The sequence below is a fragment of the Streptomyces sp. NPDC096048 genome (genome assembly GCF_044763415.1).
Taxonomy (GTDB): Bacteria; Actinomycetota; Actinomycetes; order Streptomycetales; family Streptomycetaceae; genus Streptomyces.
Genome location: NZ_JBIWGG010000003.1, coordinates 361,308 through 379,469, shown reverse-complemented (window position 1 = coordinate 379,469; position 18,162 = coordinate 361,308). Strand labels below are relative to the sequence as shown.

Genomic DNA, 18,162 nt, shown 5'->3' with positions numbered 1-18,162 from the left:
CAGGCACAGCCGGGACACCTGGGGGCCTGACCTGGGCAGACTTGACCTCGGAGAGCCCGGGACCGGCCCGGGCGCTCCCGCCCAGGCCGTGTCTCCGCGCCGTCGGCCGGTTCAGCCCTGCTGCCCCGACGCCTTTCGCAGCGTCGGCCGGGCCGCCGCTGCCCGCTCTCTCAGGCCTGCCCACCGGGCCGACACCGCCCAGGCCACCCGTACGGTCGAACGCGGGGCGACCAGTGCGCGCAGCCGTGTGCCGCGGCTGACGGTGGCCCGCAGACCGGCGCTCGCCCTGTGGACGTCCTCCGTGAGACCCGCCGTCAGGCGGGGCCGCGGAGCGTAGAGAACCTGCTCCACCGCGTCCGCCACCCGGTGCACCGCCGCAGCGGCCGTCGGATCGAGATGCCCGAGTCGGATGATGCGGGCCGCCGCCTTGCGCGGGGTCTGCGACTCCTCCGGCGTGATCCCGAAGTCCCATGCCGTATCGGTCAGCTCCTGCCAGACCGCCAGAGTGTGCGGGCCCGCGTCCGCCTCCGTGCGGCCGTGCGCCCCCAGGCGTACCGTCCGGGTACGCAGCCGCCACAGCATCGGCGCCAACAGGACCAGCAGCACCGCGAGCCCACCCGCGGCCCAGGCCAGCACCGCGTACCACTTCGGCCCGTTCCCGCCGGTGACCGGCGCGGCCGCCGCGGACTCGCTGGCGCAGGCGTCCAGCCTCTTGTCCTGGGCCGAGCAGCTCTCGCTCTCCGAGGGCGCCGCCGACGGCTCCGCCTGCGAGTTCCGGGACGGCAGCGCGGGGTCCGGCACCGAACTGCCCGGCACCTCCGTCACGGTGTACGACGGGGTCGAGCCACGCGTCGGCGTCGGCTCGAAGCGGGTCCAGCCCACGCCCTCGAAGTACACCTCGGGCCAGGCGTGCGCGTCCCGCAGCCCCACCGAGACCGAGCCGTCGGCCTGCGGGGAGCCCGGTGCGAAGCCGACCGCCACCCTGGCCGGTATACCCAGCGAGCGGGCCATCGCCGCCATGGCGAAGGAGAAGTGGACGCAGAAGCCCTGCTTGTCCTCGAGGAAGCGGGCGATGGCCTGCGAGCCGCTGCCGACCTTGACCTGGGTGTCGTACTCGAAACCGCCGTTGATCGCGAAGTACTCCTGGAGCTTGACCGCCTGTTCGTAGGGGTTCGCCGCACCGGCGGTCACCTGGCGGGCGACCCGGGAGACCACATCGGGCAGCGAGTCCGGCAGCTCGGTGTACTCCCGCTTCAGCGCCGTGGGCGGCTGCGGCGCGGCGGCGAGCTGGTCCGCCGTCGGCTGCACGTTCAGGCTCCGCACCTCGTACGTGAGCCCGCGCGTGTTCTGCCCGTGGTCGCCGACGAGTGTCATGCCGACGGGTTCGTAGCGCCAGTTGCCCGCGATCCGCACGCCGCTCGGTGGGTACGGCATCGGCAGCCAGTCCTGGGCGTACCAGTCCGCGGCCGAGATGGTGGTGCGGGTCTGCGTGCGCCTGGTCTCGGGGCCGAGGCCGATCGGCGTGGGGAACGTGCCGTCCGGCACGGCGGTGATGTTCCGCTTGGACGGCTTCCAGGTGGTGCCGTCGAAGTCGTCCAGGGACACGATGCGCAGGTACAGGTCGGAGATGTCGTCGGTATCGGTCTCGACGGAGAGGACCTGCCGGTTCTCGTCGACGTTGAGGCTGTCGCGCAGGGAGACCAGCGGGTTCACCGCGGAGATCGTGCCGCCGCCCCCGGTCCCGGAGCCGACGCCCGTCCCGGCGCTGTCCAGCAGCCCGCCGTCCATCGCGGGCAGGGCGAGCGGCACCACCAGGGCGATGCCCAGCGCGAACGCGCCGATGCGCCGCCCGGTGCGGACGGGGGCGACCACGCCCGCCTGCTCCCCGCCCGGGGTGCGTGGCGCGCCGCCGAAGACCCGGCCCCACTGCGAGAGCCGGTCACGCCCTTCGGCCAGGAGCAGCATCAGGTAGCCGGCCGCCGCGATCAGGAACCACAGCCAGTCGGTGCCGCCCTCGGACAGGCCGGCGGCCACCGAGTACAGCGCGAGCAGCGGCAGCCCGGCCGGGGCGGCGCTGCGGAAGGTCACCGCGAGGGTGTCCACCAGCAGGCCGATCACCAGGACGCCGCCGACCAGCATCAGCCGGATGCCGTCGGACTCCAGCGGTGCCGGGATCGCGTACCGCGCGATGTCGTCGCCGCCCTGCCGCAGCAGGTCGGCGAAGTGCTGGAAGGCCTGCGGGCCGGGAATCAACCCGGCGAGGGCGTGCTGCCGGGCGAAGACCAGGGTCAGGAGCACCAGCGTGACCAGGGCCTGCGCGGCGATGGTCAGCGGCCGGGCCAGCGGCACCCGGCGCGCCGCCGCGCCGACCGCGGACTGGACCGCCAGCAGCAACGCGGCCTGCAGGATCCAGGTGGCCGGGTCGACCAGGGGCAGCAGCGCGCACGCCGCCATCAGCGTCGCCGCCCACGCACACAGCGCCAGCCGCGCCCCCCCGCTCATCGCGTGCCCTCCCGGCCGCTCGCCGTCGCGGGGCGGATGTGCCGGTGCTCCGCCCGCCGCGCGTGTCGTCGGGGCATGGCCGCCTCCCTGGTGTACCGCGTCGGCCGCGCCTTCCCGCTCATCGCGTGCCCTCCCCGCCGCTCGCCGTCGCGAGGCCGCTGCGTTCGTGGTCGGCCTGGCGCCACAGCTCCTCCAGGGTGGTGCCCCGCGGCACGTTCACGGCGGTCCAGCCCGCCTCGCGCAGCATCCGCAGCCGTTCCCCGCTCCGGTCCGACGGACCGGGCACGACGGCCGGTTCCCGTGCCCAGGTCTCGCTGTCCAGGACGAAGGCGACGGCACCGCCGCTGCGCTGCCGCATCTTGGCGGCCACCGCCGCCTGCTCCTCGTCCAGGTCGCCGAAGAACGCCACCAGCAGCCCTTCGCTCCCGCCGCGCAGCACGTCGTACGCCCGGGACAGGCCCGTGCCGTCGGAGTGGTCGATCACCGCGAGGGTGTCCATCATCAGCCCGGCCGCGTCGGCCGTGCCCTGACTCGCGCCCGCGAAGCCGTCGGAGCCCTCGCCGGGCACGGAGTCGCCGCTGTCGGTGAGCAGCCGGACGGAGAAGCCCCGCTCCAGCATGTGCACCAGCACGGACGCGGTGCCCGACACCGCCCACTCGAAGGCCGAGTCGGGCCCGGCGCCCTCGTAGGCCACGACCCGGGTGTCCAGAAGCACCGTGCAGCGGGCGCGCTGCGGCTGCTCCTCGCGGCGCACCATCAGCTCGCCGTAGCGCGCGGTGGAGCGCCAGTGCACGCGCCGCAGGTCATCGCCGTAGCGGTACCCGCGCGGGATCACGTCGTCGTCGCCCGCCAGCGCGAGCGAGCGCTGCCGCCCCTCGCCGTACCCCGTCGCCTCGCCGCTCAGCCGCACCGGCGGCAGCGCCTCCACGGGCGGGATCACGGTCAGGGTGTCGTACGTCGAGAAGGAGCGGGTCAGCTCGCAGAGCCCGAACGGGTCGGTCAGGCGCAGTTGGAGCGGGCCCAGCGGATAGCGGCCGCGCAGGTCCGAGCGGACGCGGTAGGACACCTCGCGGCGGCCGCCCGGCTCCACCCGGTCGAGTACGAAGCGGGGGCGCGGTCCGAGCACGTAGGGCACTCGGTCCTGGAGCATCAGCAGACCGGTGGGGAGCCGCGAGACGTTGTCGATGCGCAGGTGCACCCGGGCCTCGCTGCCCGCGGGTACCCGCCCGGGGGAGAGCCGGCGGCTGCCCGCCACTCGGTAGCGGGTGCGGTAGAGCAGGGTCGCGCAGACCAGCGGCAGCACGCTCAGCAGCAGTCCGACGCGGAGCAGGTCGCTCTGCCCGAGGACGTAGGCGCAGACCGCGGCGGCGATGCCGGCGGCCAGGAAGGACCGCCCGCGGGTGGTCAGACCGGTCAGGGCGGTGCGGACGCCGCCGCCCTCGCCCCGGTCGTCGTCCGACCGGTCCGTCCCCCCGGCGTCCATCACAGCCTCCGCGGCGGTTGCTGGGGATACGCCGGCGCGCCGCGGCCCACGCCGAAGCCCGCCTGCTGCTGGGGTGCCGCGGGCACCGGGGTGCGCTGCAGGATCTCCTGGACGACCTGCTCGGCGGTGCGGCGGTTGAGCTGGGCCTGGGCGGTGGGCAGCAGGCGGTGGGCCAGGACGGCGACCGCGAGGGCCTGCACGTCGTCCGGCAGCGCGTACTCCCGGCCGCTCAGGGCGGCGGACGCCTTCGCCGCGCGCAGCAGATGCAGCGTGGCGCGCGGTGAGGCGCCGAGTCTGAGGTCCGGGTGGGTGCGGGTGGCGGCGACCAGGTCCACGGCGTACCGCCGGACCGGGTCGGCGACGTGGACGCCCCGGACCGCTTCGACCAGTTTCAGGATCTCGTGCGCGTGCGCCACCGGCTGAAGGTCGTCCAGGGGGTTCACCCCGCCGTGCACGTCGAGCATCTGCAGCTCGGCGTCCGGGCTGGGATAGCCGATGGAGACCCGTGCCATGAAGCGGTCGCGCTGGGCCTCCGGCAGCGGGTAGGTGCCCTCCATCTCGACCGGGTTCTGCGTCGCCACGACCATGAAGGGGCTGGGCAGTTCGTAGGTCTGGCCGTCGATGGTGACCTGGCGCTCCTCCATCGACTCGAGCAGCGCGGACTGCGTCTTCGGGGAGGCGCGGTTGATCTCGTCGCCGATCACCACCTGCGCGAAGATCGCGCCGGGCTTGAACTCGAAGTCCCTGCGCTGCTGGTCCCAGATGGACACGCCGGTGATGTCCGAGGGCAGCAGGTCCGGCGTGAACTGGATCCGGCGCACGGAACAGTCGATGGACCGCGCCAGCGCCTTGGCCAGCATGGTCTTGCCGACACCCGGGACGTCTTCGATCAGCAGGTGGCCCTCGGCAAGCAGCACGGTCAGCGAGAGCCGTACGACCTCGGGTTTCCCCTCGATCACGCTCTCCACCGAACCGCGTACGCGCTCGACCACAGCGGTCAGATCGTCCCCCACGCTCGCATACGCTCGCGCGGGGGCGCCCCCATGGCTCGCCTGATCGTCATAGGTCGTCACCGGCCCTCCTCGGCCTTTCCCGCGCTCCCTGGGGAGCGGGGGTACCCCAACTTGCCGGGACGGCCACACACCGCGGACCGGCCCACCCCGAATCACGGACACCGCGCGGAAAAAGTTCCGCACGGCACCACTTCCCGCATTCTTGCTGCCGTTACCGATTCGTGTCACTCGCCTGTGGACAACTGGCCGCGATATGTCTGGCCTTACGGCCTATGCGGTGCTTGCGTGACGGGATCACCAGGGCGGGATCATCGGGGCGGCGGCCGGATCAGGCGGGGGAGACCTCGCGGAGTCGGCCCGTCTTCACGTCGAAGACAAAGCCGCGTACGTCCTCGGTGTGCAGCAGGAACGGCGAGGTGCGCACCCGCTCGATCGACTGGCGCACGTCCTGCTCGACGTCGCGGAACGACTCGACCGCCCACGCGGGACGCTGGCCGACCTCGAGTTCCAGGTCGTGCCGGAACTCCTCGGTCAGGGACTCCATACCGCACCCGGTGTGGTGGATGAGGACCACGCTGCGGGTACCGAGCGCCCGCTGGCTGATGGTGAGGGAGCGGATCACGTCGTCGGTGATTACACCGCCCGCGTTGCGGATGGTGTGGCAGTCGCCAAGTTCCAGACCGAGCGCGGCGTGCAGGTCGAGACGTGCGTCCATGCAGGCCACGACGGCGACCCGCTGGACGGGCCGGGCGTCCATCCCGGGATCGGTGAACTCGGCGGCGTAGCGCCCGTTCGCCTCGACGAGCCGGTCGGTGACGGAGCCGTCGCCGGGCGTGGCGGATTCGGAGCCTGTGGGAACCGATGCAGAAGTCGTCATAACCATGACGTTACTGGCCACCTTTGTGCCGGGCTCGCTGTGAAGCGGGACAAAGATGGCCATCGAGTTCTGTTGTGAGCCACTCCACAGACCCTTACGGACGCCTCCGCACGAGTGAAGCAGCGCCCCGCGCCGATTCGCACCCGCCGGCCTCCGCGACGCGCAGGCCGGTTGATTGACCGGGCGACAGGGTGGACTAAAGTGACGCGAAGCGGGAGGCGAGGCTCTCCCTGCTGGACTGAAATCCCCGGAGACCTGGGCGACGTCCCGCCAGATCTCCCCACGTGCGCGGCGCGTACGTACGGCTCGGCCTCCTCCCGCTCCCGGCCGGCCGACGCTTCCGGCGCCGGCAGGCCGCCCCTTCACGAGCGAGCGGGAGGGGACCCGGCGGTGCGTGGCGCCGTGCCGGACCTGAGAGGCCGCCCCACTTGAGCCAGAGTCGACACGTCCCGGTGATGCTCCAGCGGTGCCTGGACCTGCTGGCGCCCGCCCTCGAGGAGCCGGGCGCCGTGGTCGTCGACTGCACGCTGGGACTCGGCGGGCACAGCGAGGCGCTCCTCGAACGCTTCCCCGAGGCCCGGCTCGTCGCCCTCGACCGGGACAAGGAGGCCCTGCGCCTGTCCGGCGAGCGGCTCGCGCCGTACGGTGAGCGCGCCACCCTGGTGCACGCCGTCTACGACGAGCTGCCCGACGTACTCGACCGGCTCGGCGTCCCGCGCGTCCAGGGCGTGCTGTTCGACCTCGGCGTCTCCTCCATGCAGCTCGACGAGGCGGACCGCGGCTTCGCCTACGCCCAGGACGCCCCGCTCGACATGCGCATGGACCAGACGACCGGCATGAGCGCCGCCGAGGTCCTCAACACGTACCCGCCGGGCGAACTCGTCCGCATTCTGCGGGCCTACGGCGAGGAGAAGCAGGCCAAGCGGATCGTGTCCGCGGTCGTGCGTGAGCGCGAGAAGGAGCCGTTCGGCAACAGCGCCCGGCTCGTGGAGCTGATCCGCGCCGCGCTGCCGCAGGCCGCCAAGCGCACCGGCGGCAACCCGGCCAAGCGCACCTTCCAGGCCCTGCGCATCGAGGTCAATGGCGAGCTGTCCGTCCTGGAACGGGCGATCCCGGCCGCCGTCGAGGCCCTCGACGTGGGCGGCCGGATCGCCGTGCTGTCGTACCACTCGCTGGAGGACCGGCTGGTCAAGCAGGTGTTCGCGGCCGGTGCGGCCAACACCGCGCCGCCCGGACTGCCGGTGGTCCCCGAACGCTACGCGCCACGGCTCAAGCTGCTCACGCGCGGTGCCGAACTTCCCACCGAGGAGGAGATCGCCGAGAACCGGCGAGCGGCACCGGCACGGCTGCGCGGCGCCCAGCGCATCAGGGAGTCCATCGGGTGAACCGAGCGAGGCAGGCCAGGCACGGGTGCGAACGGTCCACCCGGGCCGAGGGGAGGGCGAGTGAGTAGGAAACCCGAACTGAAGGGGAGGGCGGCCCGGCTCGCCCAGCTGCTCCCGCCGGGCGGCGCACGCGGCCAGGCGGCCCGGGCGCCCTTCGTCCTCCTCGTGGTCCTCCTCCTGGGCGGCGGCCTCATCGGGCTCCTGGTACTGAACTCCGCCCTGAGCGAGGGCTCCTTCCAGCTGGACGACCTGAAACAGCGGACGAAGGAACTCACCGACGAGGAGCAGGCACTCCAGCGGGACATCGACGCCTACTCCGCCCCCCGGGCCCTCCAGCGCCGCGCCCGCGAGCTGGGCATGGTGCCCGGCGGCGATCCCGCCTTCCTCGCCCCCGACGGCACCGTCAAGGGCTCGCCCAGCCCCGCGCCCACCGCGGCCTCCGCCCCGCTGGTCCTCGCCCCCGAGGCACTGACCGCACCCCCCGGTGGCGACTCCGCCGCCGGCACCGAGCCGTCCGACCCGGCCCCCACTCCCGGCACCGCGGCCACGTCCGCCACAGCCGCGCCCCCCACGACGACGGCGACCACCACCCCGACCCCGACTCCCGGCAGGTGACGGAAGTGTCCGACAGGGAACCGCCGCGCCGCCGTGTGCCCGGACCCGCGAGGCCCGTCCGCCCCGGCGGCCGACGGCAGCCCGGCCCCGGCGCCCGGCCCGCCCGCCGACCGGGCCCGCCCCGGCCGGCCGCGCCCCGTGTCATCCGGCTGGGCAGCCCCCGCCCGCGCCTGCGCCTGATCGGCCTCGCCCTGACCCTGGTGATGTCCGCCTTCGTCGTACGGCTCCTCCAGGTGCAGGCCGTCGACGCCGGCACGTACGCCGCCAAGGCCGAGCAGAACCGCTACGTGGTCCACACGCTGCCCGCCGAGCGCGGCGGGATCACCGACCGCAACGGCGTGGCCCTCGCGAGCACCGTGGACGCCTACGACATCACCGCCGACCCCACGATGTTCACCCGGGAGCAGCTGAAGGTCGGCGACGGTCCCGAACAGGCGGCGGCGCTGCTCGCGCCGATCCTCGGCGAGGACCAGGAGGACCTGGTCGACGTGCTCCGCCCGAAGAACAAGGAGCTGCGCTACGTCCGCCTCGCCCGCCGGCAGACCCCGCAGGTGTGGAACCAGATCAAGGACCTGAAGACCGCGCTGACCAAGAAGGCGGAGACGGACAAGTCCGTGGTCAACGCCCTCGCGGGCGTCTTCGCCGACCCCAGCAGCAAGCGCGTGTACCCGGGCGGCGACCTCGCCGCGGGCATCCTCGGCTGGGTCGGCGCGGACGGCAAGGGCGGCGGCGGCCTGGAACGGAAGCTGAACGAGACCCTGGCCGGCAAGGACGGCAAGATCCGCTACGCGCAGTCCGGCGGCCGCCAGGTACCCACCGCCGGTTCCACCGAGACACCCGCCGTCCCCGGCAGCGACGTCGAACTCACCATCGACCGCGACATCCAGTGGGCCGCCCAGCACGCCATCAGCGAGCAGGTGGAGAAGTCCAAGGCGGACGGCGGCTACGTCATCGTCCAGGACACGGCCACCGGCGAGATTCTCGCCATGGCCAACTCGCCCGGCTTCGACCCGGGCGACCTCGCCCACGCCGACCCGGACGCGCTGGGCAACGCCGCCCTCCAGGACGCCTTCGAGCCCGGATCCACCGCCAAGGTGATGTCGATGGCGGCCGTACTGGAGGAGAACGCCGCCACTCCGATGACCCACCTCACCATCCCGAACCGGCTCAAGCGCGGTGACCGGCTCTTCAAGGACGACATCGACCACCCCACCTGGTACCTCACGCTCAACGGCGTGCTCGCCAAGTCCAGCAACATCGGCACCATCATGGCCACCGGCGAGCTCGGCAAGACGCAGGAGGAGGCCAACAAGGTGCTCCACTCCTACCTGCGCAAGTTCGGCCTCGGCGGTTACAGCGGGCTCGGTTTCCCCGGCGAGACCAAGGGCATCCTCGCGCCGCCCGACCAGTGGTCGACCTCGCAGCAGTACACGATTCCTTTCGGCCAGGGCGTCTCCGTGAACGCGCTCCAGGCGGCCTCCGTGTACTCGACCATCGCCAACGGCGGCGTCCGCGTCGCCCCCACGCTCGTGCGCGGCACCAAGGAGGACGACGGGAGCTTCACCCCGGCTCCCGAGCCCAAGAAGACCCGCGTGATCAGCGAGAAGACGGCGAAGACCCTCTCGCAGATGCTGGAGTCCGTCGTCGACGACGAGGAGGGCACCGGCACCAAGGCCCGCATCCCGGGCTACCGCGTCGCGGGCAAGACGGGCACGGCCAACCGGGTGGATCCGGCCACCGGCATGTACAAGGGGTACACCTCGTCGTTCGCCGGGTTCGCCCCCGCGGACAAGCCCCGCGTCACCGTCTACTGCGCCATCCAGAACGCCACCGAGGGCAGCTACTTCGGCGGCCAGATCTGCGGCCCCATCTACAAGCAGGTCATGGAGTTCGCCCTGAAGACCCTTCAGGTCCCGCCGACCGGAGCCGACCCCGCCAACCTCCCGGTCACCTTCAAACCCTGACCGGTCCGGTCACTACCGAGCCAGTACCGAGCCAGCGCCGATTCAGTACCGAGCCACCAGGAACCACCCGTGACAACGATCACCCCCGATCCCGGGAACCAGGGCAGCCCCCGCACCTCGCCCACCCGTCTCCCACCACCACCCGTGCCGGACCGCGCTGCGCGCGGAGCCCTCTTTGGCCCGGAGGCCGGTACTGCCGGTACGCTCACCGCCGTGCCACACGCTGATCAGTCCCAAACCACCCAGAAGGGCCACCCCGTGACCTACCCGGGACCGCCCCGGCCGGCCCAGCTCTCCGCCACACCCCTCGCGGAACTCGCCGACCAGCTGGGTATCACCGCGCCGGACAGCTCCGCCGGAGTCACGGGCATCACCCATGACTCGCGCGCCGTCCGCCCCGGTGACCTGTACGCCGCCCTGCCCGGAGCCCGTCTGCACGGCGCCGATTTCGCCACCCAGGCCGCCGGCCTGGGCGCCGCCGCCGTACTGACCGACCCGGCCGGTGCGGAGCGCGCCGCCGCCACCGGGCTGCCGGCGCTCGTCGTCGACGACCCGCGCGCGCGGATGGGCGAACTGGCGGCCACGATCTACGGCCACCCCGGCCGCGATCTCCTCCAGATCGGCATCACCGGCACCTCCGGCAAGACCACCACGGCCTACCTCGTCGAGGGCGGCCTGCGCACGGCGAAGTCCACCGGGCTCATCGGCACGGTCGAGATGCGGATCGGTGACGAGCGCATCAAGTCCGAGCGCACCACGCCCGAGGCCACCGACCTCCAGGCGCTGTTCGCGGTGATGCGCGAGCGCGGCACCGACGCGGTCGCCATGGAGGTCTCCAGCCACGCCCTGGTGCTCGGCCGGGTCGACGCCTGCGTCTTCGACATCGCGGTCTTCACCAACCTCAGCCCGGAGCACATGGAGTTCCACTCCGGCATGGAGGACTACTTCCAGGCGAAGGCGCAGCTGTTCACCCCGGAGCGCAGCAGACTCGGCGTCGTCAACGTCGACGACGAGTACGGGCGCCGCCTCGCGAACGAGGCCACCGTCCCGGTCGTCACCTACTCCGCCGAGGGCCACCCCGACGCGGACTGGCGCGCCGACGGGGTCGAGGTCGGCCCGCTGGACTCGACGTTCACCGTGCTCGGACCCAAGGGCGAGCGGATCGCCGCCAAGTCGCCGCTGGCCGGCCCGTTCAACGTGGCGAACACCCTCGCCGCGATCGTCGCCCTCGCCGCCGCCGGCCTCGACCCGCAGTCCGCCGCCGACGGCGTCGCCGCGGTGCCGGGGGTGCCGGGCCGCCTGGAGCGCGTGGACGAGGGCCAGCCCTACTTCGCGGTGGTCGACTACGCCCACAAGACCGACGCGGTCGAGTCCGTCCTCAGGGCGCTCCGCAAGGTCACCGAGGGCAAGCTGCACGCCGTGCTCGGCTGCGGTGGCGACCGGGACACCACCAAGCGGGAGCCGATGGGCGCGGCCGTGGCCCGGTTCGCCGACACCGCCGTACTGACCTCCGACAACCCCCGCTCCGAGGACCCCCTCGCGATCCTCGCCACCATGCTCCAGGGCGCGGCGTCCGTGCCCGCGCACGAGCGCGGCGAGGTCCAGGTCTTCGAGGACCGGGCCGCCGCGATCGCCGCCGCCGTCGCCCGGGCCGAGCCCGGCGACACCGTGCTGGTGGCGGGCAAGGGGCACGAGCAGGGCCAGGACATCGCCGGGGTGGTCCGTCCCTTCGACGACCGCCAGGTGCTGCGCGAAGCCATCCAGAAGACCCAGGGATGACATCCCGATGATCCAGCTGATCCAGGGGACGAACTTGTGATCACCCTCTCTCTCGCCGAGATCGCAGAAGTCGTCGGCGGGCGGATGCACGACATACCGGACGCGTCCGCGCAGGTCACCGGACCGGTCGTCCGGGACTCGCGGGAAGCGGGGCCCGGCAGCCTCTTCGTCGCCTTCGTGGGCGAGCGGGTGGACGGCCACGACTTCGCGCAGGCGGTCGTCGAGGCGGGTGCGGCGGCCGTGCTCGGCTCCCGCCCCGTCGGCGTGCCCGCGATCGTCGTGGACGACGTCCAGGCGGCCCTCGGCGCCCTCGCCCGCCATGTCGTACGGCGCCTCGGCACCACCCTCGTGGCCCTCACCGGGTCCGCCGGCAAGACCAGCACCAAGGACCTCATCGCCCAGGTGCTGCGCCGCAAGGCGCCCACGGTGTTCACGCCCGGTTCCATGAACAACGAGGTCGGACTGCCGCTCACCGCGCTCACCGCCACCGGGGAGACCAGGTTCCTCGTGCTGGAGATGGGCGCCCGCGGCATCGGCCACATCCGCTACCTCTGCGAGCTGACCCCGCCGAAGATCGGCCTCGTCCTCAACGTCGGCTCCGCGCACATCGGCGAGTTCGGCGGCCGGGAGCAGATCGCCCAGGCCAAGGGCGAACTCGTCGAGGCGCTGCCGCCGGCCGAGGAGGGCGGCACCGCGATCCTCAACGCGGACGACCCGCTCGTACGGGCCATGGCGTCCCGAACGAAGGCGAAGGTGATCCTTTTCGGAGAGTCCGACGAAGCGGACGTGTCCGCCGAGAACGTGCGACTCACGGACACCGGACAGCCTTCCTTCAGGCTTCACACACCCTCCGGTGCAAGCGATGTGACCATGCGCCTGTACGGTGAGCACCACGTGTCGAACGCGCTCGCCGCGGCCGCCGTCGCCCACGAGTTGGGCATGTCCGCAGACGAGATCGCCACCGCGCTCTCCGAGGCGGGCTCCCTCTCCCGCTGGCGGATGGAGGTCACCGAGCGCCCGGACGGCGTGACGGTCGTCAACGACGCCTACAACGCGAACCCCGAGTCCATGAAGGCCGCGCTGCGTGCGCTCGTTGCCATCGGCGAGGCCTCACGGGCGAAGGGGGGCCGTACGTGGGCGGTGCTCGGCAAGATGGCCGAGCTCGGGGACGAGGCGCTCGCCGAGCACGACGCGGTCGGGCGGCTCGCCGTCCGGCTCAACGTCAGCAAGCTCGTCGCGGTCGGGGGCAGGGAAGCCCGATGGCTGCAACTGGGCGCATATAACGAGGGTTCGTGGGGTGAGGAGTCGGTGCACGTGTCCGACGCACAGGCGGCGGTCGACCTGTTGCGCAGCGAGTTGCGCCCGGGGGACGTCGTGCTCGTGAAGGCGTCCCGTTCGGTGGGGCTGGAGAGCGTCGCGACGGCGCTGCTCGAGACCGGCGCCGAGGGTGAGGTTGCCGCCCGATGATGAAGCAGATCCTGTTCGCGGGAGTCATTGGCCTCTTCCTGACGCTGGTCGGCACCCCGCTGCTGATCAAGCTCCTGGCCCGCAAGGGCTACGGCCAGTACATCCGCGACGACGGCCCGCGCGAGCACGCCAGCAAGCGCGGTACGCCGACCATGGGCGGTATCGCCTTCATCTTCGCCACGGTCGCCGCCTACTTCCTGGCCAAGGTGATCACCAGTTACCTGGACCCGAAGACGGACGCGGGGCCGACCTTCTCGGGCCTGCTGGTGCTCGGCCTGATGGTGGGCATGGGCCTGGTCGGCTTCCTCGACGACTACATCAAGATCGTCAAGCGGCGTTCGCTGGGCCTCAGAGCCAAGGCGAAGATGGCCGGCCAGCTGATCGTCGGCATCGGCTTCGCCGTGCTCTCACTCCAGTTCGCGGACAACCGGGGCAACACCCCGGCGTCCACGAAACTGTCGTTCATCACCGACTTCGGCTGGTCGATCGGCCCGGTGCTGTTCGTCATCTGGGCGCTGTTCATGATCCTCGCGATGTCGAACGGCGTGAACCTGACCGACGGTCTGGACGGTCTGGCCACCGGCGCCTCCGTCCTGGTCTTCGGCGCCTACACCTTCATCGGCGTCTGGCAGTTCCAGGAGTCCTGCGCCAACGCGCTCACCCTGACCAACCCGGGCGCCTGCTACGAGGTGCGAGACCCCCTCGACCTCGCGGTGGTCGCGTCCGCACTGATGGGCGCCTGCCTCGGCTTCCTGTGGTGGAACACCTCGCCGGCCAAGATCTTCATGGGCGACACCGGTTCGCTCGCGCTCGGCGGCGTGCTCGCGGGTCTGGCGATCTGCTCGCGCACCGAACTGCTGATGGCGATCCTCGGCGGCCTGTTCGTCCTGATCACCATGTCGGTGGTCATCCAGGTCGGCTCCTTCCGCCTCACCGGCAAGCGGGTCTTCCGGATGGCGCCACTCCAGCACCACTTCGAACTCAAAGGCTGGTCCGAGGTCCTTGTCGTGGTCCGTTTCTGGATCATCCAGGGCATCTGTGTGATCGTCGGACTGGGCCTCTTCTACGCGGGATGGGCAGCGGACAAGTGACCTCCTCCTCGGTGCCTTTCGCATTCCAGGGCAAGCACGTCACCGTCGCCGGACTCGGCGTCTCCGGCGTCCCGGCGGCCAAGGTCCTGCACGGCCTCGGCGCGCGCGTCACCGTCGTCAACGACGGCGACGACGAGCGCGCGCGGGCGCAGGCGGCCGAGCTGGAGGCGCTCGGTGTCACCGTGCGCCTCGGCGACGGGGCGACCCTGCCCGAGGGCACCGAGCTGATCGTCACCGCGCCGGGCTGGAAGCCGGACAAGCCGCTGTTCACCGCGGCCCGCCAGGCCGGCGTCCCGATCTGGGGCGACGTCGAACTGGCCTGGCGCCTGCGCCGCCCCGACTCCGCGCCCTGGCTCGCGGTCACCGGCACCAACGGCAAGACCACCACCGTCCAGATGCTGGCGTCGATCCTGAAGGCCGCCGGCCTGCGCACCGCCGCCGTCGGCAACATCGGCGTCTCCCTGCTGGACGCGGTCACCGGCGAAGAGCGGTACGACGTCCTGGCCGTGGAGCTGTCCAGCTACCAGCTCCACTGGGCGCCGTCCCTGCGCGCCCACTCGGCCGCCGTGCTCAACCTCGCCCCCGACCACCTCGACTGGCACGGTTCCATGGAGGCCTACGCCGCCGACAAGGGCCGTATCTACGAGGGCGATCGCGTCGCCTGCGTCTACAACGTCGCCGACAAGGCCACCGAGGACCTGGTCCGCGAGGCGGACGTCGAGGAGGGCTGCCGGGCGATCGGCTTCACCCTGGGCACTCCGGCACCGGGTCAACTCGGCGTCGTGGAGGGCATCCTGGTCGACCGCGCCTTCGTCGAGGACCGGCAGAAGAACGCCCAGGAACTCGCCGAGGTCTCCGACGTCAACCCGTCGGCCCCGCACAACGTCGCCAACGCCCTTGCCGCCGCCGCCCTCGCCCGTGCCTTCGGCGTCCCCGCCGCGGCCGTACGGGACGGGCTGCGGGCCTTCACGCCGGACGCCCACCGCATCGCGCACGTGGCCGACGTCGACGGCGTGGCGTACGTGGACGACTCCAAGGCCACCAACACCCACGCCGCCGAGGCGTCCTTGGCGGCGTACGAGTCGATCGTCTGGATCGCCGGCGGGCTGGCCAAGGGGGCGACCTTCGACGAACTGGTCGCCGGAGCGGCGAAGCGCCTGCGCGGTGCCGTCCTGATCGGCGCCGACCGCGCCCTGATCCGCGAAGCCCTGGCGCGACACGCCCCCGAAGTACCCGTGGTCGACCTGGACCGGACCGACACTGGTGCGATGCTCCAGGCCGTCCAGGAGGCCCAGCGGCTCGCCCGGCCCGGCGACACGGTGCTGCTGGCCCCGGCCTGTGCCTCCATGGACATGTTCACCAACTACAACAAGCGCGGTGACGCGTTCGCGGAGGCCGTTCGCGAACTCGGCGCCTGACCCGGCCGCCTCCTGCGCCGGGCGACCTCGGGAGGACGCGTGGGACGGTCCATGCCGACGTACAGCGGAGGCAGCGATGCCCGGTAGTCCCCAGAGCCGTACCGGGCGCCCGCCCGTGCAGCGGGCCGCCAAGCGACCCTCCGCACCCCGGCCGCCGCACGAGAACCCCGTGCTCCGCCTGTATCTGCGTCTGCGCCGCGCCTGGGACCGGCCGCTGACCGCCTACTACCTGATCTTCGGCGGCAGCGCGCTGATCACCGTGCTCGGCCTGGTGATGGTCTACTCGGCCTCCCAGATCACCGCGCTCCAGCTGTCGCTGCCCGGCTCGTACTTCTTCCGCAAGCAGGCCCTCGCGGCGCTGATCGGCGCCGGGCTGCTGGTGGCCGCCATGAAGATGCCGGTGAAGCTGCACCGGGCACTGGCCTACCCGATCCTCGCCGGTGCCGTGTTCCTGATGATCCTGGTGCAGGTGCCGGGGATAGGGATGGCGGTCAACGGCAACCAGAACTGGATCGCGCTGGGCGGCTCGTTCCAGATCCAGCCCAGCGAGTTCGGCAAGCTGGCCCTGGTGCTGTGGGGCGCGGACCTGCTGGCCCGCAAGCAGGACAAGAGGCTGCTGACCCAGTGGAAGCACATGCTGGTGCCCCTGGCGCCGGCCGCCTTCATGCTGCTCGGGCTCATCATGCTCGGCGGCGACATGGGTACGGCGATCATCCTGACGGCGATCCTGTTCGGCCTGTTGTGGCTGGCGGGCGCGCCCACGCGGCTGTTCGCGGGCGTGCTGTCGATCGCCGTGCTGCTCGGCTTCATCCTCATCAAGACCAGCCCCAACCGCATGGCCCGGCTGAACTGCATCGGCGCCACCGACCCGGGCCCCGGCGACTCCTGCTGGCAGGCGGTGCACGGCATCTACGCCCTGGCCTCGGGCGGACTGTTCGGTTCCGGGCTCGGTGCCAGTGTGGAGAAATGGGGCCAACTCCCGGAAGCGCACACCGACTTCATCTTCGCCGTCACCGGTGAGGAACTGGGCTTGGCGGGGACGCTGTCAGTGCTCGCCCTCTTCGCGGCTCTAGGCTATGCGGGTATCCGCGTGGCCGGACGCACGGAGGACCCCTTCGTGAGGTATGCCGCGGGAGGCGTGACCACCTGGATCACGGCCCAGGCCGTGATCAACATCGGTGCGGTCCTCGGGCTGCTGCCGATCGCCGGTGTCCCCCTCCCGCTGTTCTCCTACGGGGGTTCCGCCCTGTTGCCGACCATGTTCGCCATCGGTCTGCTCATCGCCTTCGCCCGCGACGAGCCCGGTGCGCGGGCGGCACTCGCGCTGCGGCAACCTCGCTTTGGTAGAAAGCGGGGAACCGGGGGCACCGGGTCCAAGCGGAGCCCACGGAGTTGGAACACGATGCGACGGCGCGCCTCGGCGGCGCGTTCGTCCGGAGAGCGGTGAATTTCGGTGCATGTCGTACTCGCCGGCGGAGGAACCGCGGGCCACATCGAGCCCGCGCTCGCCCTCGCGGACGCCCTGCGCAGGCAGGATCCGACTGTGGGGATCACGGCCCTGGGCACGGAACGCGGCCTCGAGACCCGCCTCGTACCCGAGCGCGGGTACGAACTGGCGCTGATCCCGGCCGTACCGCTGCCGCGCAAGCCCACCCCCGAGCTGATCACCGTGCCGGGGCGGCTGCGCGGCACCATCAAGGCGGCCGAGCAGATCCTGGAGCGCACCAAGGCGGACGCCGTGGCCGGCTTCGGCGGCTACGTCGCCCTGCCCGCCTACCTCGCGGCCAAGCGGCTCGGCGTGCCGATCGTCGTCCACGAGGCCAACGCCCGCCCCGGCCTGGCCAACAAGATCGGCTCGCGGTACGCCGCGCAGGTCGCCGTCTCCACCCCCGACAGCAAGTTGCGCAACTCCCGCTACATCGGCATCCCGCTGCGCCGCTCCATCGCCACCCTGGACCGGGCCGCCGCCCGCCCCGAGGCCCGCGCGATGTTCGGGCTCGACCCCAACCTGCCCACGCTGCTGGTCACCGGCGGCTCGCAGGGCGCCCGCCGCCTCAACGAGGTGGTCCAGCAGGTCGCGCCCTGGCTCCAGCAGGCCGGCATCCAGATCCTGCACGCGGTCGGACCCAAGAACGAACTGCCGCAGGTCCACCAGATGCCGGGGATGCCCCCGTACATCCCGGTAAGTTATCTGGACCGGATGGACCTCGCGTACGCGGCGGCCGACATGATGCTCTGCCGCGCGGGCGCGATGACCGTCGCCGAACTCTCCGCCGTCGGGCTCCCGGCCGCCTACGTCCCGCTGCCCATCGGCAACGGCGAACAGCGGCTCAACGCGCAGCCGGTGGTCAAGGCCGGCGGCGGACTGCTGGTCGACGACGCGGAACTGACGCCCGAGTGGCTGCAGCACAACGTCCTTCCCGTGCTCGCCGACCCGCACCGGCTGTACGAGATGTCCCGCGCCGCCGCCGAGTTCGGCCGCCGGGACGCCGACGACCTCCTCGTCGGCATGGTGTACGAGGCGATCGCCGCCCGCGCGCACCGCTAGACACCGACGGAAGGCAGGGA

13 protein-coding genes are annotated in these 18,162 nt (G+C 72.2%); 9 read left to right on the top strand and 4 right to left on the bottom strand.

Annotated elements, in window-relative coordinates:
• Positions 1–111 precede the first annotated feature (111 nt).
• The 4 genes from ACIQ6R_RS09665 to ACIQ6R_RS09650 all read right to left on the bottom strand — a co-directional run bounded on the left by ACIQ6R_RS09665 (position 112) and on the right by ACIQ6R_RS09650 (position 5,875).
• Positions 112–2,502, bottom strand: coding sequence for a DUF3488 and DUF4129 domain-containing transglutaminase family protein (locus ACIQ6R_RS09665; protein WP_404219996.1), 2,391 nt, complete (start codon positions 2,500–2,502; stop codon positions 112–114).
• Between the two features lie 118 nt (positions 2,503–2,620).
• The gene (locus ACIQ6R_RS09660; RefSeq protein ID WP_404174307.1) at positions 2,621–3,985 is read right to left on the bottom strand and encodes a DUF58 domain-containing protein; all 1,365 of its coding nucleotides are present in this window, start codon (positions 3,983–3,985) and stop codon (positions 2,621–2,623) included.
• Positions 3,985–5,058, bottom strand: a complete 1,074-nt coding sequence (locus ACIQ6R_RS09655) for an AAA family ATPase (RefSeq protein ID WP_404174305.1) — start codon at positions 5,056–5,058, stop codon at positions 3,985–3,987. The genes ACIQ6R_RS09660 and ACIQ6R_RS09655 overlap by 1 nt, the downstream gene beginning before the upstream one ends.
• Positions 5,059–5,326: 268 nt before the next feature.
• A complete protein-coding gene (locus ACIQ6R_RS09650) occupies positions 5,327–5,875 on the bottom strand; it encodes a beta-class carbonic anhydrase (RefSeq protein WP_404219994.1) in 549 nt (182 codons plus the stop codon).
• Between the two features lie 428 nt (positions 5,876–6,303).
• Between ACIQ6R_RS09650 and rsmH the strand changes: the two genes are divergently transcribed.
• The 9 genes from rsmH to murG all read left to right on the top strand — a co-directional run bounded on the left by rsmH (position 6,304) and on the right by murG (position 18,142).
• The gene (gene rsmH / locus ACIQ6R_RS09645) at positions 6,304–7,260 is read left to right on the top strand and encodes a 16S rRNA (cytosine(1402)-N(4))-methyltransferase RsmH (protein ID WP_404174299.1); all 957 of its coding nucleotides are present in this window, start codon (positions 6,304–6,306) and stop codon (positions 7,258–7,260) included.
• A gap of 60 nt (positions 7,261–7,320) precedes the next feature.
• Positions 7,321–7,875 carry a septum formation initiator family protein gene (locus ACIQ6R_RS09640; protein WP_404174296.1) on the top strand — a complete coding sequence of 185 codons (555 nt, stop codon included), beginning with the start codon at positions 7,321–7,323 and terminating at the stop codon, positions 7,873–7,875.
• On the top strand, positions 7,872–9,839 hold the full coding sequence (locus ACIQ6R_RS09635) for a peptidoglycan D,D-transpeptidase FtsI family protein (RefSeq protein ID WP_404174293.1): 1,968 nt from the start codon (positions 7,872–7,874) through the stop codon (positions 9,837–9,839). The genes ACIQ6R_RS09640 and ACIQ6R_RS09635 overlap by 4 nt, the downstream gene beginning before the upstream one ends.
• 258 nt (positions 9,840–10,097) lie before the next feature.
• On the top strand, positions 10,098–11,618 hold the full coding sequence (locus ACIQ6R_RS09630) for a UDP-N-acetylmuramoyl-L-alanyl-D-glutamate--2,6-diaminopimelate ligase (RefSeq protein WP_404175186.1): 1,521 nt from the start codon (positions 10,098–10,100) through the stop codon (positions 11,616–11,618).
• 36 nt (positions 11,619–11,654) lie between these two features.
• Positions 11,655–13,085: a UDP-N-acetylmuramoyl-tripeptide--D-alanyl-D-alanine ligase gene (gene murF / locus ACIQ6R_RS09625; RefSeq protein WP_404174290.1), complete on the top strand. Its 1,431-nt coding sequence runs from the start codon at positions 11,655–11,657 to the stop codon at positions 13,083–13,085.
• Positions 13,085–14,176 (top strand): phospho-N-acetylmuramoyl-pentapeptide-transferase, encoded by a 1,092-nt coding sequence (gene mraY, locus ACIQ6R_RS09620; RefSeq protein WP_055417690.1) that lies wholly within the window; start codon positions 13,085–13,087, stop codon positions 14,174–14,176. The genes murF and mraY overlap by 1 nt, the downstream gene beginning before the upstream one ends.
• Positions 14,177–14,187: 11 nt before the next feature.
• The gene (gene murD, locus ACIQ6R_RS09615; RefSeq protein WP_404174287.1) at positions 14,188–15,594 is read left to right on the top strand and encodes a UDP-N-acetylmuramoyl-L-alanine--D-glutamate ligase; all 1,407 of its coding nucleotides are present in this window, start codon (positions 14,188–14,190) and stop codon (positions 15,592–15,594) included.
• A 76-nt stretch (positions 15,595–15,670) separates the two neighbouring features.
• Complete coding sequence (gene ftsW / locus ACIQ6R_RS09610) at positions 15,671–17,041, top strand: putative lipid II flippase FtsW (RefSeq protein ID WP_404174284.1); 1,371 nt, start codon at positions 15,671–15,673, stop codon at positions 17,039–17,041.
• Positions 17,042–17,047: 6 nt separating this feature from the next.
• Positions 17,048–18,142, top strand: a complete 1,095-nt coding sequence (gene murG / locus ACIQ6R_RS09605; protein ID WP_210958995.1) for an undecaprenyldiphospho-muramoylpentapeptide beta-N-acetylglucosaminyltransferase — start codon at positions 17,048–17,050, stop codon at positions 18,140–18,142.
• Positions 18,143–18,162 lie beyond the last annotated feature (20 nt).